A 24,568-nucleotide genomic window follows, 5' to 3' on the forward strand; every position below is an offset into this window, starting at 1 on the left:
GTAGACCGCCCCGTACGAAAAGCCGGGGTCATTCATCCCCCACGCCTCGCTGTGATCGGTAAACGTTAAATCACCATTGTTACGAAACAGGTAGTTGGGAATAGTATAATCATGCAATTCATCTAAAATTTGTTTCTTGCGCTGCACCACAGTATCTCGGTTATCACTGCCGCCGGCAAAATGCAGATCCGATCGATAACCAAAATCATTTACTGCTTTGGGATACCCATTGGTGACTAGCAGATCTTTAAATCCACTATTGTCAAAATCCGCAAAAAGCGACGTCCAACTCCAATGGGTAGTCGCTATACCTGCCATTCTTCCTATCTCACTAAAAATCACCTCTCCATCGGTAGTTACTCCTTGATTCATTTGAAGAGTATTGATGTTATAATGAGGAAAAAAACCCTGGCGCCGCAAGTCTATAAACCCACCGTAGGTAGTAGATCCACTCATCTTTTTCTGCACTGAGAGCTCTTCCGGCATCATGTCCGTTTGCATAATATCGGGCCATCCATTATTTGTAAAGTCAGCTATGTCAATCCCCATTCCGGCAAAGCTGGTATGCCGCAGGTAATCAGCGGCTCTATCCGTAAAAGTGCCATCCTTGTTATTGATGTAGAGTACATCGTTGGGTGTGATATCATTAGACACATAAATATCCGGCCAGCCATCGCCGTTCAAATCTGAGACAGCAACACCTAAGCCGTATCCAAGTCGTTTTGAGAGCCCGGCATCTTCCGAAATATTCGTAAATGTTCCGTCTCCATTATTTCTGTAAAGCTGATCAAGTCCATAAGGATTCGGTTCAGTTGCTCCGGTAAAACTTTCCCCTGTATCTCCACGGCTAAATTCTCCGGGTGAATTTCCAAGAAGAAAGAGATCGAGGTAACCATCTTTATCATAGTCCAAAAAGGCGGCATGAGTTGTAAATCCGGGATCATCGACGGAGAATTCACTGGCGGCCTCAACAAAAGTACTATCTCCGTTATTGAGATAGAGCAAGTTCCGTCTATCCTCAGGTGATGACCATGGAGAACCGGATATAGAAAGATAAATATCGAGATATCCATCTCCGTTGATATCAACCATAGAAACCCCCGTCACTTTGCGGTCTGTTTTAATGCCGGAAAGATCCGTAATATCCTGGAATTGCATATCGCCCTTATTCAGATAAAGTTGGCTCGGAACATAGTTGCCGGAAAAAAAAAGGTCCGACAGCCCGTCATTATTGATATCACCCACAGCCACACCCGCCCCGTTGTAGAGAAAATGATCGGTCTGGACGTTTAGAGAGTCGGTGGATACAATAGTATTAGAAAATGTGATGCCGGTATCGTCCGGAGATAGTTCTCGGAATAAAGGATCGGGCTGATCATTGGGAGTACATGCGACAGAGAGAAGAATGACAAAACTGGTAATAATAGCTAACCGGGAATACAACGCCATCCACTTAAATTCAATTGGAGATTTTGAATATAAGGTAACATTTCAGATTGTATTTAGCATACAAAAACTGCGTTAATACTTGTCAAAGGGCATCATTAAACATTTAAAAAGTAAGACTCACGTCAACCATATTCAGGCACCTGCAAATTTTAACTTTTCACTCCTCAAACAGCTCTTCCATCGGCACGAGATACGACAGGTCTTCCTGCTCAATCGCAAACCCATCCAGCATGGAGGTATGTTGTGAGTCAGCCGCCAGCAAGGACTGCAGTTCATCATACAACAGCGGTGAATCCGTCTTTACCGACTCCAGCCGTTCGATCCGCGATTCCGGGTCCAGGTCCACGATCTCCTTAAACAAGGTTTGGATTTTATCCCACTGGTTTGAATTCATAATCTGCTCTTATAAAGGTTTGCATTCGTACGCTACACCCTCTATACGCGCAAGAACTTAAAGGAAACGGAGAAAGAATGTTGAGCGAAACCTGATTCAATTGCCGACTCAAATAGTTGCCATTTCGGAAGGATTAATTCAAGAGCGAAGAAATGCTGAAAAAAATAAAAAAAGCCCGCAGTTAATTTGATCCAACGGGCTTTAAGATTGAAAACACTTCTGAAATGGAGAGTCAGGTTTATTTGCGTGCGACCCCTGTCTCCTTGGCAGCAGCTTTCACGGCTTTAGCTACCTGGCGAACCACCTGTTTGTTGAAGACACTGGGAATGATGTATTCCTCACTGACATCATTCTTATCAATGCAGTTGGCGATAGCTTGTGCAGCTGCCTGCTTCATCTCCTCGTTGATGTCGGTGGCGCGGGCATCCAGCGCTCCCCGGAAAATTCCTGGGAAAGCCAGTACGTTATTAATCTGATTGGGATAGTCACTTCGTCCGGTAGCAATAATTCGGGCAATATCCTGGATCTCTTCGGGCATGATTTCAGGAGTTGGGTTGGCCATGGCGAATACAATCGGATCACGCCCCATTGCCTCGACCGCTTTTTTTGGAATCGTACCCGGGCCGCTTACGCCAATGAGAATATCTGCATTGGTACAGGCGTCAATAAGAGAGCCGTTTTCGTTTTTAGAGTTTGTGTTTTCTGCCAGCCATTTTTTACTGTCGTTAAGGTCGGGCAGTCTGCCTTTGCTGATGATGCCCGTGCTGTCTGAGCAGAGAATTTCATCTACGCCGGCTTCCAGAAGAATTCGTGTGATGGCTACACCCGCAGCTCCTGCCCCTACTATTACAATACGCAGGTCACTCATTTTTTTGTTAACAACCTTCAGCGCATTGATAGTAGCCGCGAGCGTTACGATGGCCGTGCCGTGCTGGTCATCGTGAAAAACGGGAATATCCAGTTCTTTTTTCAGTCGTTCTTCGATTTCAAAACATCGCGGAGCCGAAAAATCTTCGAGGTTGATGCCGCCAAAACCAGGGGCCATCCATTTCACAGCTTTAATGATATCCTCGGTTTCCTGTGTATCAAGGCAAATAGGGTAGGCATCAATATCGGCGAATTCCTTAAATAGCATCGCTTTGCCTTCCATAACGGGCATGGCAGCTTCCGGGCCGATGTTGCCAAGGCCAAGCACGGCAGACCCATCACTCACGACGGCTACAGAATTCTGCTTGATGGTAAGCGTGTGGGCCTTCTCTTTATCTTCGGCAATGGCTTCGCACACACGGGCTACACCCGGGGTGTATGCCATCGAGAGGGCGTCGCGCGTATCAACAGGAACTTTATTTTCGATCTTAATTTTACCGCCGAGATGCAGCAGGAACACGCGGTCGGAAACATTGCGCACTTTAATCCCATCAATTTTTTTGATGGCAGAGGTTATGGCTTTTGAATGCTCAGCATCTCTTGCGCTGACAGTAATATCGCGAACCTTATATTTTCCTTCTACTTTAACAACATCAACAGCTCCGGGGTCACCTTTCTGCTCTGCAATTACATTCAGCACCCGGGCAAGCATTCCGGGTTTGTTTTCAATGTATAGACGCATTGTAAAACTGTAGCTGACACTTGGCTGGATTTCACTCATTGGTAATAAAAGATTTAGTGGATTTCTTTTTTAATAATTTTATAAAGATACAAATGTCAGCGCTCAACAGATAAATACAAATTTGAAAAGTTTCTTTAGTTTGAAATTAATGATTGAACCGGACATCCCAATTTTCTTTCATCAGTGTTTAACTATCCTTTGAGAATAAAAACAGTTACCGGAAATAAATGTGAATGAATCGTGGTGAAAAGAAGTGTCAAAATGTATATTATAAACTCTAACAAATGAAAACACAACGGGTTATAAACTATGAAAACACTGAAAACCGTCTTTTCACTGATGCTTTTGGGCACTATTTTTACCGGATGTCAACAGCCGGAAGACACTACTACAGAAACAATGATTTCAACCACAGAAAACACAACAGGTATGCTTCAACACACAGTATATTTTTACCTTAATGATGATGTCACTGATCAGCAGCGCGATGAATTTGAATCAGGTCTGAAAGACCTTCTAGAGATTGAATCTATTTATAAATTTGAGCTTGGCGTCCCTGGTGACACCGAATCAAGAGATGTGACGGACCACTCGTTTGCCTACTCTATTTTCACATGGTTTGAAAACATGGACGACTATAAAACATATGATGAACACCCGGATCACCTGCAGTTTATCGATACCTATAGTTCTCTCTGGGCCGATGTGAAAGTGTATGATTCTGAGCTGATTGAGAAGTGAAAATAGCTCTTGTATCAAAGAGCCATTTATTCAGATTTGAAAACAAAATGATCAAGGAATGCCCTGGCAAAAAGTGATCCTTCTACTTCTGCCTTGTCCAGTGGATTACCCCACCATATCCCTTCGCTATTTGCCAGCAAAATCAGTGTGAGGTTTCGATCGGGTATTTTCAGATAAAGAGCTGAAAATCCGGCGTCTTCATCCCATCCACCGTGCCAGATAAGTGTCTCCCCGCGGTGTTCCTGTACGTACCAGCCAAAGGCATAGGGCAGAGCATTTCCTTCAGGAGTTATGGCAGGGGAGAAGAGTTTTTCCATGACCGGCTCCGAGGCAAGACTCCCGGTGTCGAGTGCAATGTCGTATTTGGCAAGATCATTTACTGTTGAGACAATACCCGCACCGCCGGCAAGATGTCGTTCGATATGCCGTTTTCGGTTGTATCTACCGTTATCGTATTCAAATCCCTGCGCCAAATCAAAAAAAACCAGCGCCTTGTCCCGCTGCCACATGCTCGACATCGTACGATCCATCCCCGCCGGACCCAGAATGTTTTCCTGAATCAAGCGGGCCACCGTATTATGGCGTCCTTCTGCCATTGAGATGGGGTTGCCGTTCAGATATTCAATGTAACGCGATAGTCGTGAATACATGATCGGATTATACATAAATTCGGTTCCGGGCTCTCCGTTTACGGAGTGGTTCAGAACGTTTCGGAGTGTGATTGGCATATCACACTGAAGGTCTTGTCCGAAGATAATGGTGGATTGAGCAAGCCAGACACAGAAATCACTCCAGCCGGGCAAGTCGTTTATCGGGGCGCTGAGATCAACGATACCTTGTTCTTCAAGCTGTAGGAACAGAAGCCCGATGAACGTTTTGGTGACTGAAGCAATCCAAAACGGCGTGTCAGGAGTAACGGCTTTAAAAGAAGCACCATCCCCGGTATCGAAATGCGAGTTTCCAAATCCGTGCGACCATGCAAGCTCCTGATCTTTTACGATAGCGACGGATAGCCCCGGAATGTGGTTCGATTTACGCAGAGAATCTAACTCAGCAGAGAATGCATCAAACTCTGAGAAAGATTCCTCAGCCTGAGTTCCTGATTGAGACAGTACTGGCTCTTCACTGGCCAAACCGATCAAGCAGGTAATAAATAGTAAAGCAGCTGCTTTAGAGACAGTCGATTTTTTTGATCTTAAAAAAGGAATTGCAAGAGGGTAGTAGCACTTTTGAGTATTCAAAACAGAAATGATATTTCCAAGAATCACAATGACGACAACCGGAATGACGGAGATAAAGAGAAAAAAACCGTACCCCTGGATGGTAACTAATGCGATGAATGAAATCAGGAACAGAAGTGTCGCCGTAATCTGAAAATTTACAACTGCCCGTCCATGTCGCTCATACATCGAATTGTCCTCACGTTTATGAATCCAGATGAAAAGCGGGATCAAAATATTGAATAAGGGAATTCCCAGTCCCAAAAGCGGGGACCCGTGCAGAAGCAACAGCCATTTTTTCTGAATGTCCTCCTCTTTAGGATTCTCGAGCTGCAGCAGGTCATCTACTTCAATGTTAAGTGCAGCAGCCAGCAGCTTTACGGTTTGAAGGTGCGGATTCACCTCACCCTTTTCAATTCGTTGAATCGTCCGTACAGTAACTGATGTCTGATTGGCAAGCTCTTCCTGTGTGAGTCCTTTTAGCTTACGCTGATAAACCAGGTTCTTTGATAAAGTCTTGTTTTCCATATGCCGGTTTGATTTCATTAAAGATAACACCGGAAATCTATGATGAAAAGCCGGACATTCTTACGACTGTTGGGTGTCACCTTGCTGTCTTTTGCCTGTTTTTTGTAAAGATGTGTCAACACCGGATAAAATAAACAAAACCGAGAAGTGAGTAATCGTTATGGTTCAAGTCTTTATTTGTGAAATTTCATAATGATTTTAAAGGATATTAAATATGTGTTAATTGTTAGGAGTAGTTCTGATAAAAAAGTCGCATTACCTATTAGACCAGATAATTTCATTAATCCGGGTGCACTAACTGCACATAACGGATTGCGGAATAAACCTTAATCAAATCATTACATCATGATGAATATGAAAAAGAGGTTAGGAGAAACCAGAAAGGTGAAAAATGAGCAAATTGTAAATGAACTATCCGAAAAAGAGACGGCACTGCATTTATCACGCTTTGCAATAATAGAGATTGCCGGTATGGCGAACGATTTTTATTTCAATAGATTGGAGTTCGAGAAATTTTGCAAACAATTATGCAAAGAACAACGGGAGATATGCCAAAGAATTTCGATTACCCATAAAGAGACAGAAAAAAGATCCCAATTGATCGGAAATGCACCTGAACCTACGTTTCTGTGAATTCAATCCCCGTTGGCTTATTTCAGGTGGAGAATTGAAAATGGGATTAAAGCAGATCAGTTTTTAACTGATTGAGTTCAGCAGTCTTTGTCATGAACATCTATTAAGATCCAGTTTACGGCTTGCCGTCCAATTCATCATACTTTTTCCGAACCTGCTGTACATCTTCCCAGACCGGTCGCTTCCATTTTGGATTTCGAAGGAGGGCGGCCGGGTGGTAAGTCACTGTCAGTTTTGCACCGCGGTAATCATAAAATTGTCCGCGCATGTTCTTTAGTGCCTCGTCTTTATCAAGAAGGGTAGTGCCTGATACTTTCCCAACGCAGAGAATCACTTTAGGTGAAATCAGGTCGATTTGTCGTTCAAGAAACGGCAGGCTTCGGTCGCGTTCTTCGGGAAGCGGATTGCGATTATCAGGCGGTCGATGCTTCAAAATATTAGCGATGTATACGTCATCACGATCAAACTCTATCGCTTTCAGAATCTTGTTCAGTAGCTGACCGGCCGTACCTACAAACGGTTCTCCCTGCTGATCCTCGTTGTAACCTGGCGCCTCACCGATGATCATCAGGTCGGCTGCGGGGTTGCCCACGCCAAAGACAAGGTTTGTATTCTCTAAATCGGTGCGAAGTACGTCCGATGTTTCGCAAAGAGCTTTTAACTCCTCGAGAGTAGAACATTGCTTCAGTTTTTGATCAAGCGTAGATGGTTCAGTTTCGTGAACTGAGGCATTTTCCTGATTTGTGAAATTATCCAATTCGTCAGCCGAATCTTGAGTAGGTTGACCGTTGTCGGGGCTGTCAGGCTCAGAGAGGGTTTGTGTATTTTTTAAACCAACATTGACAGAAAACGGGCCATACATTTCCCGTTCATTTTCCAGGAAACTAATTAATTCGTCTAAAAGAGAGTGCTGTTTGTTGCTCATTCGAGATCATTTATAATGTTGGGCGTTACGGGATCGTCTCTTCGTTCATACGGCGTATCCTCTCAAAGTAGAGCTCAATGAGCCGCTGGTACTCCTCGCTGAAACGTGTGTAATCCGGATCCTGAAGCCTTGATCGTATTTCCTGCTGTAGTTCTTCGAGCGTCATGTCAGGAGGGAGGTCATAGTTAAGCTGATCAGCCTCGGAGCCTTCGCGTTCCTCATCTTCTCCGCGCTGTTCCATGGCATTTTCAGCGCTCAGCATACGGGAGAGTATATTTTGCTGGCGCTCTATCATCAGATCATCTGTAACGCCGCCGCGCATATCATTAATACTGTCTTCCATTTCATCCATCATGCGCTGAAGCTCACTCATTATTCGGTCGCCGTTATTGAGGGCACCGCTTCTCTGAAGCTCCTGAAGCTGTTTTCTAATTTCATTTTGTTGTCTTGCTAGCTGGTCCAGCCGTTCACTCTGTTCCCGGCTTAGGCGATCGCCCTGCATATCATTTACCATCTCCTGAAGCTGCTGATTGAGCTGCTGCTGGTCGCCCGACATGTTTTTCATTTGCTCCATCATCTGCTGCATCGACATGCTTCCGCTGCCACTGCCACCTCCGCTCTGGTTCATCAGCTGATCGATGAGTGATGCGATTAACGAGGAGAGTTCGTTAATACCGCCCAGAGATTCGCGTGACGCAATAGTTGCGCCCCGCTGGTTACGTTCGGCCATCTGCTCCACGGAATTTCTAAGTGAGCGTTCTACTTCCTCTTTTTTACGATTTATCCGGTTTGGGACGCCCGGAATTTCTGATGAAATCTGGAAGATCGAATCAGCAACGCTTGAAAATTGATCATGAATATAGTTTTGTTCACGGGCCAGGCTCACATACCCGGCACTTCTGTGGGCAGTTTCCTGGGCATCCTGTGTAAGAAACTCCTGAGTATTGGATAGTTCAAGCAGCGTATAAAGTGCGCGCTGCAAAGCCAGAATGTTAACCTGCAGCTGATCGCCGCTCATCTGCTCCTGCATCTGTCGCATCTTATCGGCCTGTTGCTGCAGTTGCTGGCTCATCTGTTCCTGCTGTTGCTGCATCTGCTCAGAGGGTTTACTTTCCCCTTCCTGCATATCCTGATCAGCATTGTCGCTCATCTCCTGCATCTGCTTTTTGATCTGATCCAGCTCGCTCTGTGCCTGTTTTTTGAGCTCTTTCAGGCGTTCTTCGGCACGTTTGGGCGGGTTATCATCCAGCCGTTCGAGTTGTTCCGACAGCTGATCCATATCCTGTTCAGCCGTTTCCATTTCCTGACGCATTTGCTCCAGGGTTTCATCATCCCGGCTTTTTACGCGTTCAGCAAGGTCTTCATACTGCTCGGCAAGTTTGTTTAGATCGCTGTTCATTTTTAGCTTTTTGAACAGTTCCTTCGTTCTTTCCAGGCGTTCTTTGTAGAGCTCTTCATTGAAGCTCACATTTTCGAGTGCTTCTTCCATCTGGTTGGGATTCATATTCTCCATCGCCTCCCGGAGCTCTTGGAGTGCTTTTTGCAGATCAGGATCATCAAGATCTTCCATCAGCTGCTGAAGTTCCCGGTACGACTCGCGGGTCTCCTCAGAAATAGATTCACTATTCTCCATTTCTTTCCGAAGCTCATCAAACTGTTCCTGAAGCTGCTTTACGGTCTCATCAATTTGCTGCTGTTTTTCTGATACGCTTTCAAGCATCTCCTGTTCTTCAAATCCACCTTCAGGGTTATTTCTGAGGCGTTCCATAAAACGTTCATACTCTTGTTCCATCTGATCGAAACTCTCTGATACATTTTCCAGGTCGCTCTGCACATCGCGCTCTTTGGAATCTATTTCATCGAAAAATTCAGCAAGCGACGGTACCCGAACCACAATCTCTTTTGAGGTTCCCCATTTACCGCCCCGGAACTCATCGTTATCCATCGCTCGGATGGTAAATCTGATTTCATCTCTTGGCCGCAAATCAATCTGGGACAAATCCCAGGTGTGCAGTGTATTTCTACCATTTTGCGGTGTGCTTAAACGGGTGCGGGATTGTTCAGGCTCATCCACATAGGCGCGATGAAGCTCCCAATAGAGTTCTGCGCGCCTGATACCAAAGTCATCCGTTGCCTGGTAGATGATGGCGAGCTCTCCGGGTTCGTTCATCATCACATCACTGGCAGGTTCACGAATGACTACTGTCGGGGCTTTATCTTCATTCATCCGGACAATCGTCCGAAATGGGTTTTGATTCGAAAGCCCATCAAAATCTTCCATCGCAAACGTGATTGTGTCAGCAGATGTGGGCGAAATACTTCCGGTGAACTCCCGCAGGGAATCAGGCTCTGAATCGGGTAACGTGCGGGATTCGTTGATTGAGCGAAGTTCCAGGGATTTTATCGGTTTATTCAACATACCTTTGAATGCAATGTCGGAGCCGGGATAGACACTGATGCTAGAAAATGGGTATTCCAGTTCCCTGGATGGAATTTGTGTGTAGGATGGAGGCGTAATGGTAGCGATGAGCGACTCAAAACGCGGAAGAATCTCGACATCAAGCCGGAAAGATTCAGATTGAAAGTCATCCATCTGAATGTAATAGCTGATAGAATTTGTAACATCAATTCCCCGTGAGACAAAAGTCCGGGATTCCGAACTCGTCATAGGTCGGTTGCGATATCTGTCTTCAACATCGGTTTTAAAGGCAAGAGTTACAGATTCCGGGATCTCATCACCGATAAACTGAATAGTCGGGGTAATTGTCTGTCCCTGCTCTACATTGCCGGAGCCGGGTTCTACCGTATAGGTAAACGGGTTTGGTTTTTCAAAAGACTCCCAAGCTTGGGCTGTTCGGCTGATGGTGTCTGGGCTGAACGAGAGCGCAGAAACAAGAGCAATTATTGATAACAAAAGACTGATTGTTGATATCCGGAGATAGATTACACTACGTCTTTTTTTCAAATACCGAGAGAGGTCAGATTTGATCGCAGGCAGATCAAGATTTCTCAGGTTCGACTCAAGAGCGGCTTCGTAAAAAATGGATTCTTTCTGATTGCTGTCGCCATACAGATCAAGAGCGTTCTGTATATGTTCACCTTTATCATCTTGTGTTTTTAAAAAGCTGTTAATGAACTCAGAGCGTGAGCTTCGGCTTAGTTTGCGACTAATGGCGTACACAGCCATACCTGAAGCGACAAGAATTCCTACAGCTGTAGACATCTTAACTGTCGATGACAGATAAAACTGAGATTCTGCGACCGCCAGACTGAGAAACCCAATAAGCAGCAATGTAGCGAAAAATAAAAGCGCGCTAATTTGCCGGCTTAAGCTGCTTTTTGAGTAGGCAGAGTGAAATAGCTTAACAAGACGTTCAAGCCTATTCGTAATGTGTTGTGAGCTATTGGGGGGCATCCGGTCTGTCCAAAAATTTAAACGGTATTATTATGATGTGACATGATAACTAATCCAGCCGGCCTAAATTATACAAGCTCTTTCATTGTAAAAGATTGATCCATGGTAAAATTACCGTTCTTTTGATTAACGGTAATAATTTCGTTGTGGGCATCATGTTCAAGAAAAATATACCAATGATTGCCGGCGGCTTCCTCTAAAAACGGTTCTTTTTCCTGCAGCGTTTGCAGTGGAAACATATCGTAGCCCATCACCCATGGAAGTGGAACATGAGCATGCATCGGGAGCAAGTCTGCCCCGTACACAATGGTAATATCATCGTCGTAAAGAAACGGCAGCTGCTGGCCGATCGTGTGTCCGTTCATAGGTATTGTATTAAATCCTTCTTCGAAAGCGTGGTTATCATCTACGAGGTTAAGCCGGCCGCTCTCTTCAATCGGTTTGATATTTTCGGGCAGAAAGCTTGCTTTTTCACGGGCATTGGGGTGCGTTGCCGTATACCAGTGGCGTTTGTTTACGTGATAGGTGGCATTTTGGAACCTGTGCTCGAGCTCGCCGTTTTCATCGTATGTTGTGGTTCCGCCGCAGTGATCAAAGTGGAGATGTGTGAACACCATATCAGTAATATCCGAGGGTGCTACACCAACCGCTTCAAGTGAACGTACGAGTTCGCTATGATTGAAATTGAGAGAATAAATCTTCTGCATTTTTTCATCAAATTTATCTCCGCATCCATTATCCACGAGGTACACCCGACCCGTGGTTTTTGATTTGATCAAAAGACAGCGGGTAGCCATCAAAATTCTGTTCTTCTCGTCACAGTCAATTTTCCGGTTCCAAAGAGTTTTGGGAACCACGCCAAACATGGCTCCGCCATCCAGTTTAAAACGTCCGGTTTCAATGGTATAAAGTTCCAGGTTACCAATAGTGAGAGGCTTTGCTGCAGAGGATTTGTCAGGCATTGTTTTCTAAATAATATTGGCGGTAAAAAAATAGTCTGCACGCTGTCGGAGAGCTTGCACCGGATTGATTTTGGCAAGAGGGATATTACTCAAAATCTGATAGACATCCCTATTCCCTTTTCTAAAAGGAACTCCAAACAAGAGTAATTAAGTAATCGAAATAAGATTCTTAATTGATACTCAGTCAAAATAACCTTTAACGGGTAGATATAAAAAAAGCCACATCGTTAAGATGCGGCTTTGGGTCGTTCAATTTTTTAACCCTGTTAAAACGCAGGTGTAGGATCAACTCTGTAGAGCGTATCGAGAAGCGTAATGCCAATGAGAAGCAAAAAGAATATAATTGACATCACAAATAACATAGAATTGAACTTGCTGTCCCACCAGAGATTCATGAAAAATGCTACGACAATCGTTGCTTTAACGGCTGCAATACCAATTGCGACTACAATATTCCATGGCGCGGGAATCTGAACCCATGTAACAGCAACTGTAATAAATGTTAGGAAAAAGAGGGCCGATCCGACGCTCCACAAAAATTTGGCAGAAGAAATATGATGTCCGCTCATAACAGAAGAATAATAATTATTAATCGATTAGGTAGAGTAGGGGGAAAAGGAAAATCCAAATGACGTCAACAAGGTGCCAGTAAAGTCCTGTGATCTCAACCGGTGTGTAATACGCACTACTGAACGCTCCTTTTTTTGCCTTTACGACAAGAAAAATCATAAGGCCGATCCCAATTAATACGTGAACTCCATGAAGGCCAGTCATCATATAATAGATGCTGAAAAAGATATTCGCTTTTTCGTGAGCGATTCCTTCATATGTGTAATACTCGCCGGGAAAGATTCCTTTCTCAAACTTGTGAGTATACTCGAAAAATTTAATCACCATAAAGATAAATGCAAGACTTATGGTAATCCAAAGGTTAATAATTAACCCTTTGATCTGATTAAGCTGGGCAGACCGAATGGCCATAGCAACGGTAAGAGAACTACCAATAAGGACGGCGGTATTCACAGTTCCCCAAAACGTGTTGAGTTCTGTTGATGCCTGAAGATATAATTCGGGATACCAAGAGCGGTACACAATATAAGCGGCAAAAAGACCGCCAAAAAAGAGGATTTCTGTAACAAGGAACACCCACATTCCCATTTTGGCCGCATCAAATTGCTGATCGGAATCAACAAAATAGTGTTTAAGGTGTTCCGGTCTTTCTTTAACTGCAGAAGTTTCTGACATCTGTTTTCGTGTAGTTTATGCTTTTTCCTGAGCAGTTCCTGTTTCTACGTCCACTTTTTCACCTTCGTGGTGGCCGTTGTGTGAATGAGCAATACCAAGCTGGAATTCCGACATCGGTTTATGATAGTCATAAGGACCATTAACAATAACCGGTGTATGCTCGAAATTATGGTGCGGTGCGGGTGACGATGTTTGCCACTCAAGTGCACGGCTTCCCCATGGATTAGATCCGGCCTTTTTGCCTCTCAGCAGCGAGTGGATCAGATAAGTAGCCATGATAAGAAATCCAACGCCTAAAACGTAGGATCCCGCTGTGGAAAATTGGTGGAACGGCTGAAACTGGTCGATATAGTTGTAATAACGTCGCGGCATTCCCTGTGCACCCATGATAAACTGTGGCAGAAATGTCATATTAAAGCCGATAAAGATGATTCCGCACGCAATTTTTGCCCAGAATTCATTGTACATCTTGCCAAACATTTTTGGCCACCAATAGTGAATTCCTGCCAGGAATGCCATCACCATACCGCCCATCATTACATAATGAAAGTGAGCAACAACATAATAGGTATCATGCAGGTGAATATCGACAACCAGGGCGCCAAGCATGATGCCTGTGAAACCGCCAATCGTAAACAGAAACAGAAAAACCATGGCATAAAGCATCGGTGTTTTCATGTCGATGGATCCCTTGTACATGGTTGCCAGCCAGTTGAAAATCTTAATTCCTGTCGGAATTCCCACGAGGAACGTCAGAAATGAAAAGACCATACTTGCAAGCGATGATTGACCTGCAGTAAACATATGGTGACCCCACACGAGGAAACCAATAAATGCAATTGCAAGAGAAGAGAGCGCGATAGCCCAGTAACCAAAAACGGTTTTTCTTGAAAAGGTCGATATAACCTCAGAGATTACTCCAAAGCCGGGTACAATCATGATATAAACAGCCGGATGGGAATAGAACCAGAAAAAGTGCTGGTAGAGTACAGGGTCACCTCCGAGTGCCGGATCAAAAATTCCAATTCCGAGTGCACGCTCCATCGCAAGAAGAAGCACTGTAATGGCAAGAACGGGCGTTGCAAGCACCTGGATGATACTGGTTGCATACAGAGCCCATAACATAAGTGGGAGCTTATTCCAGGTGAGTCCGGGAGCCCGCATCTTATGAATTGTTACAATAAAGTTGACACCGGTCAGGATCGATGAAAAACCGAGAATAAATATTCCGAGCGTCATCATCATCACGTTTGTGCTTGTTTCAGCACTATATGGCGTGTAGAATGTCCAGCCTGTATCAATACCGCCAGTAAAAATGGCAATAAGAGTAAAGATTGCACCAATTGTGTAAATATAGAAACTGGCAAGGTTTAACCTGGGGAAGGCAACATCTTTTGCCCCCAGCTGCAGTGGCAGAACAAAGTTACCGAGTGCAGCCGGTACGGAGGGTACCAGGAAAAAGAAGATCATAATAGCCCCGTGCAGGGTAAAGATCTGGTTGTAAACATCAGCATCGATAAATGATCGAGCCGGGCTTAACAGTTCAGTTCTGAGCACAAGGGCGAGAATTCCTCCAAGCAGAAAGAAAAAAGCGATCGAGGCCAGATACATCAACCCGATTCTTTTATGATCAACTGATGTGAGCCAAGACCAGAGCCCCTTTTCAGCATTCAGATAATGTTCCTTGGGAGATTCATCGGGTTTAAACCGCCGTACTTGAAGTCTTTTAATATTCGATGCGTCTGTGGTAGCCATAGTACTTATTATTCTAATGTTTTAATATACTCTATGATATCGCTGATCTGCTGATCATCGATAACGCCCTGGTAAGAAGGCATAACCGGATCATATCCTTCTACAATTTTTGAGTTAGATTCAAGGATACTTTCGCGAATGTAGTTTTCGTCTGCTACAACAGGCTCGGCGCTTTCAAACGTTCGTTCGGTTCCCCAGAGTCCAGCAAAGGAGGGGCCAACGCCACTCGATCCGTCTGCAGAGTGGCATGCGTTACAGCCATTTTGTGCAACCAATGCTTCGCCGCGTTCTGCCGGGGGGATAGACTCGTCAACTTCTGTACCGGTTTCAAGCCATGTATCGAATTCATCCTGGCTCATCACATTCACGATGCCATCCATATTGGAATGCTGAGTGCCGCAGTACTCAGTGCAAAAAATAGTTGATTCCCCGGTTTCTGTGGCTTCAAACCAGACAGAGGAGTACCGGTTGGGCAACACATCACGTTTTACACGAAAGTCGGGCACATAAAATGAATGAATGACATCGGCAGAGCTCATAATAAGTTTAATGGGTCGATCCACAGGAACAATAAGTTCATTTACACTCGTGGCTCCATTTTCGTATTTAAAATCCCATCGCCAGCTTACTCCCTCAACATGTATTTCGTAAGCATCATCCGGCGGTGTTGCAAGATTCATATACCCCGTAAATCCCCAGCCAAACACAATCATTACCAAAATGAGTGGGATGACGGACCAGGCAATTTCAAGCTTGCTATTATGCGTGATTACAGGGGTTACGTCATCGTCTGATTTTCTGCGATATTTCCATGCGAAATAGATAATGGCAATTGTAATTCCCGCAAGAAAGATGATGCTGGTTACATTTATGAAATGAAACAATGCATCCGTTTCGGCGGCCAGGGTACTACGGGCCGGCGGGAGCATATATTCGGTAAGTCTATTCATTCCTGAATTTCAATTTTTGGTTCTGAAGTGCCGCTGCTGCGTCTCCATAAAATAGTTAGAAATATACCCAGAATAAGCATCGTAGCCAAGCCGCCAAGCTTCATTATGTTTTTCGCAACGGGCACATAACTTTGCGAGGACGGATCGTAGGTATAGCAGTATAAAAGGGCCTTTTCGAGGGTCGATCCAATCTGTCCATCTGCGGCTTCATAGAGCGCATTACGGAGATCAAACTCCCTCATATTCAGTCCGTAAAGGTATCTTGTTATTATACCTTCGGGACTGATGAGCATGATGCTGGCCATGTGCATATACTCATCGGTGTCTTCGTCGTAACTGTAGTTAAATCCAACAGCATTAGCCAACGTTTTAACCGACTCCTCATTTCCGGTAAGAAAATGCCAGCCGTCGGCGGCGTTTGGCCGGTTAAGATCATTCATGATGATTTTTTTTGTTGAATCAGCATGAAATGTCGTTTCATCTGGATCTATACTAAATGAAATTATCGTATAATCGTCACCGGGATTCCATTTCAGTTCATTAACTACATTAAAAACGGCATCCAATACCAGCCCGCAAAGGGTAGGGCACTCGTAGTAGAGTGGATTTAGTAAAATCGGTTTTCCTTCTTCAAAAAGGTCACCAATAGAAACAGAGTCACCGCTGGAGTTGGCAAAAGTCAGGTCCAAAGGGATCGTCTCGCCAAGTTTTTCTTCAACACCTACCTCATCAAGCTTAGCAGGTTTTCTATTGTTGAGCTGACCAAATGCAGATTCAACAAAAAGAAACACTGAAATAATCACAAGGATATTCAGTGTGATTTTCATATGATTTTAACCTCTATTCTGATTCTTGAGCAATTTTTGTGATTGCGCTGTCTATGGGAATCCTGTAAATACCTTCTTCTAAATTAACCACTCCAAATGAGTTAAGTTCTTCTGTGCTTGATGCTTCAAGTTGATCAATCTCGTAGTACATGCTTTCTTCAGCATTTCGTTGTATTACGCCATCATAGGTATAATCGTAAACGTTAAAAACTGCGACAATGAACAACAAAATCACAGCTGTACCGAAAATTGTCCAGAAGAAGAGTCGACTGTAATTTAGCTTGTCAGGCGTTGCGCCAAACTCATAATCGCTTGCGAACTCTTCAGTTGCAAGGATCGACACAGATTCCTGGTCATCAGCGTCTGGTGATGTAACGTTAGTGACGCCTGTTTCGCGTATCCATTCCTCGATTTCTTCAACGGTAACATCGTGCTTTTCTGCAAGATTGATGATTGTACCGCGATCTCCAGATGCAGCTTCAAGTGCAATCTTGGTTTTTTCATCGAGTGTAAATTTTTTAGAGTCGTTACTCATATCAGCATTCAAAATTCAACTGTTATTGATGGTAGTGCTTGTCAAGTGATTCAGCTAATGTTGGGTCATTAACCGGCACAATTTTGTGATTTCTTAACCGTCTGAAAAACAGGCCCATAAAAATGCCGCCTAACCCAATCAGAGTTGTAACGTCGAGCCAGCTCAGAGATACTCCGCTGTGATGCAGTACCGGCATAACGATCCAGTGAAGCTCAATCAGATGCATGATAATAATCAGTGAAGATACGATGATCAGCAACGTTTTATTGTGCTTCTTATCTCTGTTCAGAAGCAACGCAAACGGAATGATAAACCGGCAGGCAAGAAGACTGTAAGTAACAATCGACCAGCTTCCTTCAAGCCTGTGGTAAAACCAAAGTGTTTCTTCAGGAATGTTCGCGTAATAAATGAGCAAGAACTGGCTAAATGCGATATAGGCATAAAACACTGTAAATCCAAAGAACCAGGCGCCAAGATCATAAATGTGCGACTTGGTAATTGTATTTTTAAGAAGCCCGTTCTTATGCAGCCAAAATGTTATAAGAATCAGGGCAGGGAAGAGGGCCTGGAAACTCATGGCAAAGAAATAAACACCAAACATGGTGGAAAACCAGTGCGCGTCGAGCGACATCAGCCAGTCAAAACTTGCAAATGCTACCGTTAAAGCAAATATGAGAATACCGGGGGCACTTACTTTTCTGAGAAGGGCTGTTAAACCCCAATCGTTGGTGCGATCCATATCAATGGATACTTTATGAAGTTTATAGCCCAGAAAACCCCAGATACCAAAGTAAATGAACTGGCGAATGATGAAGAATGGCTCATTCAAATAAGGCACTTTGCCCAGCAGAATAGGGTCATTCATCACATACTCAGTGCTTGTCCACGAATAAAGGTTGCTCATCCCAAATAAAAGCGGGATAAAAAACAACCCCCATATCCAAAGATAGGATGACGCAGTTTCTGGTATACGTCTAAGTACAGTGCCCCATGACGACTTCGTGATATGGTGGATCATTACCATAATCATGGATGCGAGAGCAAAACTTGTAAAAAACGTAAAGCTTGTCAGATATGAGAAGAAAAACTGATACGGGTTTAAAAAATATCCAACACCGCTGGCAATTAACCCAGCGATACCTACACCAAAGAATGTCTTGGTGAGATCAACCTGTGATGGAAGTTGAACAGAATCTGTAAGTTGTGGACTATGTGAAGCCATTGATTAAGGTCTTTCGCTGTTCGTTAGTTATCTGATTGTGCTTTAATAAATTCGACAAGCGATTGAATCTCGCCATCTGACAAATAATTATATGGAGGCATAACATTGTTATAACCTTCAACAACATTACTGCCGGGATTTATAATAGAGTTACTTATGTAATCCTCATCTGCCACTGCAGAAGAGCCATCCGCAAATTGACGTTCACTGCCGTAAAGCCCTGCAAAACTCGGGCCTACAAGCCGTGTGCCGTCCAGAGAGTGACATGTCTGACAAGCGTTTGCGGTATAAAGCTGCTGGCCGCGTTCTGCAGAAATTTCTTCTTCACCGGCACCGGCCGCACGTTCTTCGGCGAGAGCTTCCTGCCGCTCCTTCAGGGCCTGGTATTCAGTTTCAAGCTGTGCGATATCAACATTGTATTCTTCAAGCTCTTCCCGGGGGACATTCCGACTTTCTTGCAGCGCCCTGATATAGGCAACAATAGCCCAGCGGTCTTCTACCTTAATTTGGGTGTTGTAAGCCGGCATACTTCGGATTCCTTCAGTTATTGCGGAATAAAACTGTCCGTCGGGCATATCGTAGCTGGCCTGGCGGTGGTAACTTGGAGCCGGTACATAGCCATACTGGCCTGTCATAATAATTCCTTGTCCATCTCCTGTTTTTCCGTGACACGGTGTGCAGTAGATATCATACCTCTCTTTTCCTCTATAAAGAAAGGATTGGGTGAGCTCAAATGGAATCTCGGTGACAAAATTCCCGTTTTCATCACGACCCTGATAAAGTTCACTGTTCTGACGAAGCTTCCCCCGTGCAATGGTGCCTTCAACCGGTGGGCGCATGGCCATATTATTGGCGAAAAATTCATTCTGTTCCTGTGCATTAAACCTGTTCTGGAACTGCATATTTTGTTGCGGGCTGATGGGCGGTTTTTCGGACAGCTGGCCGCGGCATGACATTAGCAGCAGGGATAATAAAAGCAGGGAAGCTATATGTGAAGTTGACAATCTCATAATTCTGTCGTTCTACTTAAAAGGTAATCAATAATTTCAGGTGTCGTCGCGAATTTCTTCGATATTGGTTGCACCGGCATCAGACAGCAGGTGATGAACTTTTTCTGGTTCAAATTGCGGATCTTCAGCTTCAATACAGATAAAAAAGCCGTCATTGGTCGCTTTTTTGAAATTTTCTGATGTAAACAGTGGATGGTTTAGTTTCGGCAGCCCATTGAGGAAAAACATGCCAAAAACTGCACCAAAAGCTGAGAGTAAAATCGTAAGTTCAAACGTAACCGGTATCCATGCGGGGATATTCATCAACGATTTCCCGCTGATGTTTAGGGGGTAGTCAACCACCATCATGAAATAGATCATCGCCAGGGCACCTGTTAACCCGATCAAACCATGGCTTAGCACAATCCAGCCAAGTTTAGATTTTTGAAGGCTCATCGCCTTGTCAATACCGTGAATCGGGAACGGGCTGAATGTGTCGTATTTTTTGTAGCCGTTCTTGTTAACGGTCCGGGCAATATCAATAAGTTCCTTAGGGTTTCTGACTTCAGCCAGAATCCCGTATATCTTTTTATCTGAAGTTTCAGTACTCATGGTTATACAGATTCTTTGTTAGGTTCAGGAATCTCTATCTCTTGGGGAGAATAGTCACCCGTTTCGGGATCATAATTGTGAGGATCGGCCTGTGGCATTGCTCCTTTAATTTCAGCTACTGCTACCATTGGCATGAACCGGAGGAACAGGAGGAAGAATGTAAAAAACAGTCCGAAGGTACCCACATAGGTCAGGACATCCCAAATCGTAGGGGAGAAATAACCCCAGGATGACGGCAGGTAATCTGTCGACAGGGAGGTAACGGTAATCACAAACCGCTCAAACCACATCCCAATATTAACTACAATGGAAATAATAAAAGTGAATGTAACATTTCGGCGGAGCTTCTTGGACCAGAAAAATTGGGGCGATATCACGTTACAGCTAATCATAATCCAGTAAGCCCAGGCGTAGGGACCGGTTGCACGAATAATAAATATCGCTTTTTCATATTCTACCTGACTATACCAGGCGATGAAAAATTCCATCAGGTAGGCAAAACCAACCATTGAGCCGGTCACAAGAATTATGAGGTTCATTTTCTCAATATGGTCAACCGTCATAATGTCCTCCAGGCCATAAATCTTTCGGCAGATGATCATCAACGTAAGTACCATTGCAAATCCTGAGAACACCGCTCCTGCAACAAAATAGGGTGGGAAAATAGTGGTGTGCCATCCTGGAATAATGGAAACGGCAAAGTCAAACGATACAATCGTGTGAACCGAAAGTACAAGAGGCGTGGCAAGGCCGGCCAAAATCATATAGGCCTTTTCGTAGTTCCACCAGTGCCGGTTACTGCCTCTCCATCCGAGTGCTGCAACTCCGTAAACCATTTTTCCAACTTTGCTTTTAATGCGGTCTCTGAGAGTCGCAAAATCGGGAACAAGGCCTACATACCAGAAAAGCAATGAAACCGTAAAATAAGTTGATACGGCAAAAACATCCCAAAGGAGGGGACTGTTGAAGTTCGGCCACATGACCATGGAATTTGGAATGGGGAACACCCAATAGATAACCCAGATACGACCGACGTGAATAGCGGGGAAAATACCCGCACACATCACCGCGAAAATGGTCATTGCCTCCGCAAAACGGTTAATGGCTGTCCGCCAATCCTGTCTGAAGAGGAATAAAATCGCTGAAATAAGTGTACCGGCGTGACCAATACCAACCCACCATACAAAGTTGATAATTGCCCAACCCCATCCAACGGGCTGATTAAGACCCCAGATTCCTGTTCCTTCCCAAATCAGGTATGCAATTGATCCCAGGAGTACAAAAAGTAGCAAGTTAGACAGACCAAACGCAATATACCAACCTTTAGGCGTAGGCCTCAGGTTGATATCCGTGATCAGGGAGTTGATACTGCTAAAATCGTGATTCCCCTTTACCAGTGCTGGTTCAGGAACGTATTCGTACGTTTTGCTCATGTTGTAGTTGTTGCGATTAAATATCTTGGTTGAATTATGACAATTCAGGATTCGGGTTTCGTAATTTAGCCAGATAAGATGTGCGAGGTCTTACGTTAATCTCTTCAAGCATCACGTAGTTACGCTCATTCATCTTATGTTGTGATACAACACTGTTTCTGTCCGTCAGATCTCCAAAACTGATGGCATTAGCCGGGCATGCCTGCTGGCATGCGGTTTTCACGGTGCCATCTTCAGGTTTTCTGGATCCTGTCGCTTTTCGGGTTTCAATTTTTGCACGGTTGACACGCTGCACACAATAGCTGCACTTCTCCATAACACCGCGGAAACGAATCGTTACTTCCGGATTCATTGCCATCTGGATAATTTCAGGATCATCGCCGGTGGTCAGATATTCATCAGAATAGTTGAAAAAGTTAAACCGGCGAACCTTAAATGGACAGTTGTTTGCGCAGTACCGGGTTCCGATACAACGATTGTACGTCATTTGATTCATGCCGTCTTCGCTGTGAACGGTTGCCGCAACCGGGCAAACCTGTTCGCAGGGAGCCAGTTCACAGTGCATACAGGGTACCGGTTGATGGTATACACCGGGATTATCTTCATCACCTTCGTAATAGCGGTCCGTTCGTATCCAGTGCATGATCCGCCGACGACTCACTTCCCGTTTACCAACCACAGGAATATTGTTTTCGGCCTGACAGGCAATGGTACAGACGCCACAACCAAAACAGGTATTCAGGTCAATAGCCATTCCCCATTGTGGCTGGTAATCAGGGCCATACTGCTCATCAAACAGAGAAATAGGTCCGCCTTTTGCAAGATAGTCATCACTTTCACGCTCGGCTGCATCTATTCCTGGAACTTCATATCCGTGGACACTTTCATAAGTAGAGAAATTTGGATTTTCTCGATACTCATCAAGCGTTGCGGCACGAACCATGTCGCGGCCTTCAATGCTGTTGTGATCCTGCGTGCACGCAATTTCGTACATGCGGTCGACGGCAGATATGTCGGCTGTTCTGTAATAAGGTGCACCGGTTGTGCGCAGCGGGTAGATATTCACGCCAACGCCATCGGCTACCCGGCCAATTGTATTTCGGCCATAGCCTGCATAGAGTGTGATTGAATCATCTGCATGACCGGGCTGAACCCAGGCGGCAATTTCAATAGCACCATCTCCGGTATCAATCCGAACCATGGGAACTTCATCGCTGGCAAAATCGCGTTCCGCCGGCAGGCCGAGTGACCGGGCTGTTGAAGGGCTCATCAGCGCAACATTATCCCATGTAATTTTGGTCATGGGGTCAGGAAGCTCCTGTAGCCAGCCATTATTGGCATAGCGGCCATCAAATAGAGTGGGGTCAGGTTTAATCGTAATTTCTATTCTATCCGTAATGCTTGTTTCCAGCATAGGGATGATTTGAGAGGCAAATCCAGATTGAATGCTAACAGACGCGTTTGAGAAACCATCGCTGTTGTCATCAATTCCATCATGGAGTACACGTTCCCATTCCCGCTCAAAATTGCCGGAAAGCACATTGCGCCAGGTGTTCTGAACCAGGTCATATCCGCTGCCGGATTCACCCGTTAAAATAGTGTGAAGAAGTTCAATATCGCTGACTCCTTCAAATAGAGGTGCAATCTGTGGCTGTATAATCGATCGCTGGCCTGTATATGCATACCCATCACCCCAGGCTTCCATAAAATGGGCCTGATTCACGTGCCAGTCGCACGCTCTTGATGTTTCATCGACATATTCTGAGAGATGAATTTTAGTCTCTACATTAGAGATAGCGTCTGCGAACTGCAGATCGGCCGCCGCAGTAAATACCGGATTGGTTCCAAGTATCACCACGGTGTCGAAAGCACCCGCTTGCGCCTGAGATACGGCTTCGGCGAAAGCGGTCGTATTATCGACGTTATCCCGGAATGGCAGATTATGCAGCGTTACTGTTGTTCCAATATTTCCAAGTGCGCTGTTTAGTGCAGAAATGGTAGCGTGGACAGCCGGGCTGTAGCCGGTGCCAGCTGTTAAAATGGTGTTTGATCGATTAGCGATGAGTTCACCGGCAAGCGTTTCAACCATTTCGTGCCCACTCATACTGTTTGAGTAGTCGGTATATGCATCAAGACCGTTAAGATCTTGGGACAATCGGGCAGCCAGGGCAAATATCATTGCCTCAATCTCCGAAGACTTCAGCCGAAGCCTGTGATCTGCCATTGAGCCGGTAATAGAATAGGAGTTCTCAATAGAGTAAAGACGGCTCATGGTGTCTTCCACGGCATTCACATTGCGGGCCATTGAAAATTGCCATGCAGCTTCAACACTGTTTTTATGGCCTGACGGAGTCATAAAGTCGTCATCAAACGAAACAACGATATTGGCTTCATCAAAATGATTAACTGTTCTGAGGCGCTGACCAAATGCGAGATTAGTTCCTTCAACCCGGTTGTCGTCACTAAAAGGTTCGTGAGTAACCCATTGCGAGTTTGGGAATCGGGACTGAATATCGGTTTTAAGCCGATGACGGGTTGGTGATGAGCTTGCATCACTGATAAATAAAATATTTCGGTCGGTCTCGGCAAAGTGGGATGCCGCAAATTCGGCAAAGTCGCTATAAGAGACTTGCTCACCAGCGAGTTGTGGATTGCGCGATCGATCGGGATCATACATCCCTAAAATTGCGGCTTGGTGGTAAATACTTGTTTTTCCACGGGTTGATGGGTGCTGCTCATTTCCTTCTACTTTTGAAGGGCGCCCCTCACTGTTTTCGATAAGAAGGCCTGCCACCGTATCCTGAAACGGCATACTTGTGGCGTAAAAGTTGGGAACTCCGAGCACCTGTTCTTCAGGCTGCCTGGAATACGGCAGTATTTTCTGCATGGGTTTTCGGCATGAAGCAAATCCGGCAAGTGCAATAGATGCACCCATCACACGGAGAAAACTTCGGCGTGAAACCTGGTCGGTTAATTCAGAAGCGTCTTCGGGAAACTCGCGCTCCGCATATTTTTGATACTCTTTATTCTTGGCGAGCTCGTTAAGGCTTTTCCAGTAAGTGGTATCGTTGGTCTTTTGATCACTCATTCTTTATGGAAAACTATTTAATTGAAACGATTTCGA

At 44.8% G+C, this 24,568-nt stretch carries 20 protein-coding genes; 2 read left to right on the top strand and 18 right to left on the bottom strand.

Annotation, left to right across the window (positions count from 1 at the left end; translation table 11 throughout):
- The 3 genes from AABW11_RS04710 to AABW11_RS04720 form a co-directional block, all read right to left on the bottom strand.
- Positions 1-1,449 (bottom strand): FG-GAP repeat domain-containing protein (locus AABW11_RS04710; protein ID WP_340103630.1); only part of this gene is annotated, 1,449 nt, incomplete at its 3' end.
- A 157-nt stretch (positions 1,450-1,606) separates the two neighbouring features.
- Positions 1,607-1,843, bottom strand: coding sequence for a hypothetical protein (locus AABW11_RS04715; protein WP_340103631.1), 237 nt, complete (start codon positions 1,841-1,843; stop codon positions 1,607-1,609).
- A gap of 238 nt (positions 1,844-2,081) precedes the next feature.
- A complete protein-coding gene (locus tag AABW11_RS04720; protein ID WP_340103632.1) occupies positions 2,082-3,491 on the bottom strand; it encodes an NAD-dependent malic enzyme in 1,410 nt (469 codons plus the stop codon).
- 270 nt (positions 3,492-3,761) lie between these two features.
- Between AABW11_RS04720 and AABW11_RS04725 the strand changes: the two genes are divergently transcribed.
- On the top strand, positions 3,762-4,193 hold the full coding sequence (locus tag AABW11_RS04725) for a Dabb family protein (RefSeq protein WP_340103633.1): 432 nt from the start codon (positions 3,762-3,764) through the stop codon (positions 4,191-4,193).
- Positions 4,194-4,219: 26 nt separating this feature from the next.
- Here the strand turns inward: AABW11_RS04725 and AABW11_RS04730 are convergent, their stop codons facing one another.
- Complete coding sequence (locus AABW11_RS04730) at positions 4,220-5,941, bottom strand: serine hydrolase (RefSeq protein WP_340103634.1); 1,722 nt, start codon at positions 5,939-5,941, stop codon at positions 4,220-4,222.
- A 345-nt stretch (positions 5,942-6,286) separates the two neighbouring features.
- Between AABW11_RS04730 and AABW11_RS04735 the strand changes: the two genes are divergently transcribed.
- Complete coding sequence (locus AABW11_RS04735) at positions 6,287-6,574, top strand: hypothetical protein (RefSeq protein WP_340103635.1); 288 nt, start codon at positions 6,287-6,289, stop codon at positions 6,572-6,574.
- 115 nt (positions 6,575-6,689) lie between these two features.
- Here the strand turns inward: AABW11_RS04735 and AABW11_RS04740 are convergent, their stop codons facing one another.
- The 14 genes from AABW11_RS04740 to AABW11_RS04805 form a co-directional block, all read right to left on the bottom strand.
- Positions 6,690-7,499: a uracil-DNA glycosylase gene (locus AABW11_RS04740; protein ID WP_340103636.1), complete on the bottom strand. Its 810-nt coding sequence runs from the start codon at positions 7,497-7,499 to the stop codon at positions 6,690-6,692.
- Between the two features lie 25 nt (positions 7,500-7,524).
- Positions 7,525-10,722, bottom strand: a complete 3,198-nt coding sequence (locus tag AABW11_RS04745) for a DUF4175 family protein (RefSeq protein ID WP_340103637.1) — start codon at positions 10,720-10,722, stop codon at positions 7,525-7,527.
- Positions 10,723-10,982: 260 nt separating this feature from the next.
- The gene (locus AABW11_RS04750; protein WP_340103638.1) at positions 10,983-11,876 is read right to left on the bottom strand and encodes an MBL fold metallo-hydrolase; all 894 of its coding nucleotides are present in this window, start codon (positions 11,874-11,876) and stop codon (positions 10,983-10,985) included.
- Positions 11,877-12,142: 266 nt separating this feature from the next.
- The gene (locus AABW11_RS04755; protein WP_340103639.1) at positions 12,143-12,445 is read right to left on the bottom strand and encodes a cytochrome C oxidase subunit IV family protein; all 303 of its coding nucleotides are present in this window, start codon (positions 12,443-12,445) and stop codon (positions 12,143-12,145) included.
- Between the two features lie 19 nt (positions 12,446-12,464).
- Complete coding sequence (locus AABW11_RS04760; RefSeq protein WP_340103640.1) at positions 12,465-13,121, bottom strand: cytochrome c oxidase subunit 3 family protein; 657 nt, start codon at positions 13,119-13,121, stop codon at positions 12,465-12,467.
- Positions 13,122-13,136: 15 nt separating this feature from the next.
- Positions 13,137-14,876 (bottom strand): cytochrome c oxidase subunit I, encoded by a 1,740-nt coding sequence (ctaD, locus tag AABW11_RS04765; RefSeq protein WP_340103641.1) that lies wholly within the window; start codon positions 14,874-14,876, stop codon positions 13,137-13,139.
- 8 nt (positions 14,877-14,884) lie between these two features.
- Positions 14,885-15,826 carry a cytochrome c oxidase subunit II gene (coxB, locus tag AABW11_RS04770; protein ID WP_340103642.1) on the bottom strand — a complete coding sequence of 314 codons (942 nt, stop codon included), beginning with the start codon at positions 15,824-15,826 and terminating at the stop codon, positions 14,885-14,887.
- Positions 15,823-16,653 carry an SCO family protein gene (locus tag AABW11_RS04775; RefSeq protein WP_340103643.1) on the bottom strand — a complete coding sequence of 277 codons (831 nt, stop codon included), beginning with the start codon at positions 16,651-16,653 and terminating at the stop codon, positions 15,823-15,825. The genes coxB and AABW11_RS04775 overlap by 4 nt, the downstream gene beginning before the upstream one ends.
- A 13-nt stretch (positions 16,654-16,666) precedes the next feature.
- Positions 16,667-17,188 (bottom strand): hypothetical protein, encoded by a 522-nt coding sequence (locus tag AABW11_RS04780; protein WP_340103644.1) that lies wholly within the window; start codon positions 17,186-17,188, stop codon positions 16,667-16,669.
- Positions 17,189-17,210: 22 nt separating this feature from the next.
- Positions 17,211-18,410 (bottom strand): hypothetical protein, encoded by a 1,200-nt coding sequence (locus AABW11_RS04785; protein WP_340103645.1) that lies wholly within the window; start codon positions 18,408-18,410, stop codon positions 17,211-17,213.
- A gap of 23 nt (positions 18,411-18,433) precedes the next feature.
- Positions 18,434-19,420, bottom strand: coding sequence for a c-type cytochrome (locus tag AABW11_RS04790; protein WP_340103646.1), 987 nt, complete (start codon positions 19,418-19,420; stop codon positions 18,434-18,436).
- Positions 19,421-19,456: 36 nt separating this feature from the next.
- Complete coding sequence (locus AABW11_RS04795; protein WP_340103647.1) at positions 19,457-20,011, bottom strand: DUF3341 domain-containing protein; 555 nt, start codon at positions 20,009-20,011, stop codon at positions 19,457-19,459.
- Between the two features lie 2 nt (positions 20,012-20,013).
- On the bottom strand, positions 20,014-21,444 hold the full coding sequence (gene nrfD, locus AABW11_RS04800; protein WP_340103648.1) for an NrfD/PsrC family molybdoenzyme membrane anchor subunit: 1,431 nt from the start codon (positions 21,442-21,444) through the stop codon (positions 20,014-20,016).
- Positions 21,445-21,478: 34 nt separating this feature from the next.
- Positions 21,479-24,532, bottom strand: a complete 3,054-nt coding sequence (locus AABW11_RS04805) for a TAT-variant-translocated molybdopterin oxidoreductase (protein WP_340103649.1) — start codon at positions 24,530-24,532, stop codon at positions 21,479-21,481.
- Between the last annotated feature and the right edge of the window lie 36 nt (positions 24,533-24,568).

Source organism: Rhodohalobacter sp. 8-1, from assembly GCF_038150125.1.
In the GTDB taxonomy this organism is placed as follows: domain Bacteria; phylum Bacteroidota; class Rhodothermia; order Balneolales; family Balneolaceae; genus SW132.

What these genes read in the sequence shown, in the direction of transcription:
- AABW11_RS04715 (WP_340103631.1), bottom strand. Translation starts at nt 1,843, where the DNA reads ATGAATTCAAACCAGTGGGATAAAATCCAAACCTTGTTTAAGGAGATC.
- AABW11_RS04720 (WP_340103632.1), bottom strand. Translation starts at nt 3,491, where the DNA reads ATGAGTGAAATCCAGCCAAGTGTCAGCTACAGTTTTACAATGCGTCTA.
- AABW11_RS04725 (WP_340103633.1), top strand. Translation starts at nt 3,762, where the DNA reads ATGAAAACACTGAAAACCGTCTTTTCACTGATGCTTTTGGGCACTATT.
- AABW11_RS04730 (WP_340103634.1), bottom strand. Translation starts at nt 5,941, where the DNA reads ATGGAAAACAAGACTTTATCAAAGAACCTGGTTTATCAGCGTAAGCTA.
- AABW11_RS04735 (WP_340103635.1), top strand. Translation starts at nt 6,287, where the DNA reads ATGATGAATATGAAAAAGAGGTTAGGAGAAACCAGAAAGGTGAAAAAT.
- AABW11_RS04740 (WP_340103636.1), bottom strand. Translation starts at nt 7,499, where the DNA reads ATGAGCAACAAACAGCACTCTCTTTTAGACGAATTAATTAGTTTCCTG.
- AABW11_RS04745 (WP_340103637.1), bottom strand. Translation starts at nt 10,722, where the DNA reads ATGTCTACAGCTGTAGGAATTCTTGTCGCTTCAGGTATGGCTGTGTAC.
- AABW11_RS04750 (WP_340103638.1), bottom strand. Translation starts at nt 11,876, where the DNA reads ATGCCTGACAAATCCTCTGCAGCAAAGCCTCTCACTATTGGTAACCTG.
- AABW11_RS04755 (WP_340103639.1), bottom strand. Translation starts at nt 12,445, where the DNA reads ATGAGCGGACATCATATTTCTTCTGCCAAATTTTTGTGGAGCGTCGGA.
- AABW11_RS04760 (WP_340103640.1), bottom strand. Translation starts at nt 13,121, where the DNA reads ATGTCAGAAACTTCTGCAGTTAAAGAAAGACCGGAACACCTTAAACAC.
- ctaD (WP_340103641.1), bottom strand. Translation starts at nt 14,876, where the DNA reads ATGGCTACCACAGACGCATCGAATATTAAAAGACTTCAAGTACGGCGG.
- coxB (WP_340103642.1), bottom strand. Translation starts at nt 15,826, where the DNA reads ATGAATAGACTTACCGAATATATGCTCCCGCCGGCCCGTAGTACCCTG.
- AABW11_RS04775 (WP_340103643.1), bottom strand. Translation starts at nt 16,653, where the DNA reads ATGAAAATCACACTGAATATCCTTGTGATTATTTCAGTGTTTCTTTTT.
- AABW11_RS04780 (WP_340103644.1), bottom strand. Translation starts at nt 17,188, where the DNA reads ATGAGTAACGACTCTAAAAAATTTACACTCGATGAAAAAACCAAGATT.
- AABW11_RS04785 (WP_340103645.1), bottom strand. Translation starts at nt 18,410, where the DNA reads ATGGCTTCACATAGTCCACAACTTACAGATTCTGTTCAACTTCCATCA.
- AABW11_RS04790 (WP_340103646.1), bottom strand. Translation starts at nt 19,420, where the DNA reads ATGAGATTGTCAACTTCACATATAGCTTCCCTGCTTTTATTATCCCTG.
- AABW11_RS04795 (WP_340103647.1), bottom strand. Translation starts at nt 20,011, where the DNA reads ATGAGTACTGAAACTTCAGATAAAAAGATATACGGGATTCTGGCTGAA.
- nrfD (WP_340103648.1), bottom strand. Translation starts at nt 21,444, where the DNA reads ATGAGCAAAACGTACGAATACGTTCCTGAACCAGCACTGGTAAAGGGG.
- AABW11_RS04805 (WP_340103649.1), bottom strand. Translation starts at nt 24,532, where the DNA reads ATGAGTGATCAAAAGACCAACGATACCACTTACTGGAAAAGCCTTAAC.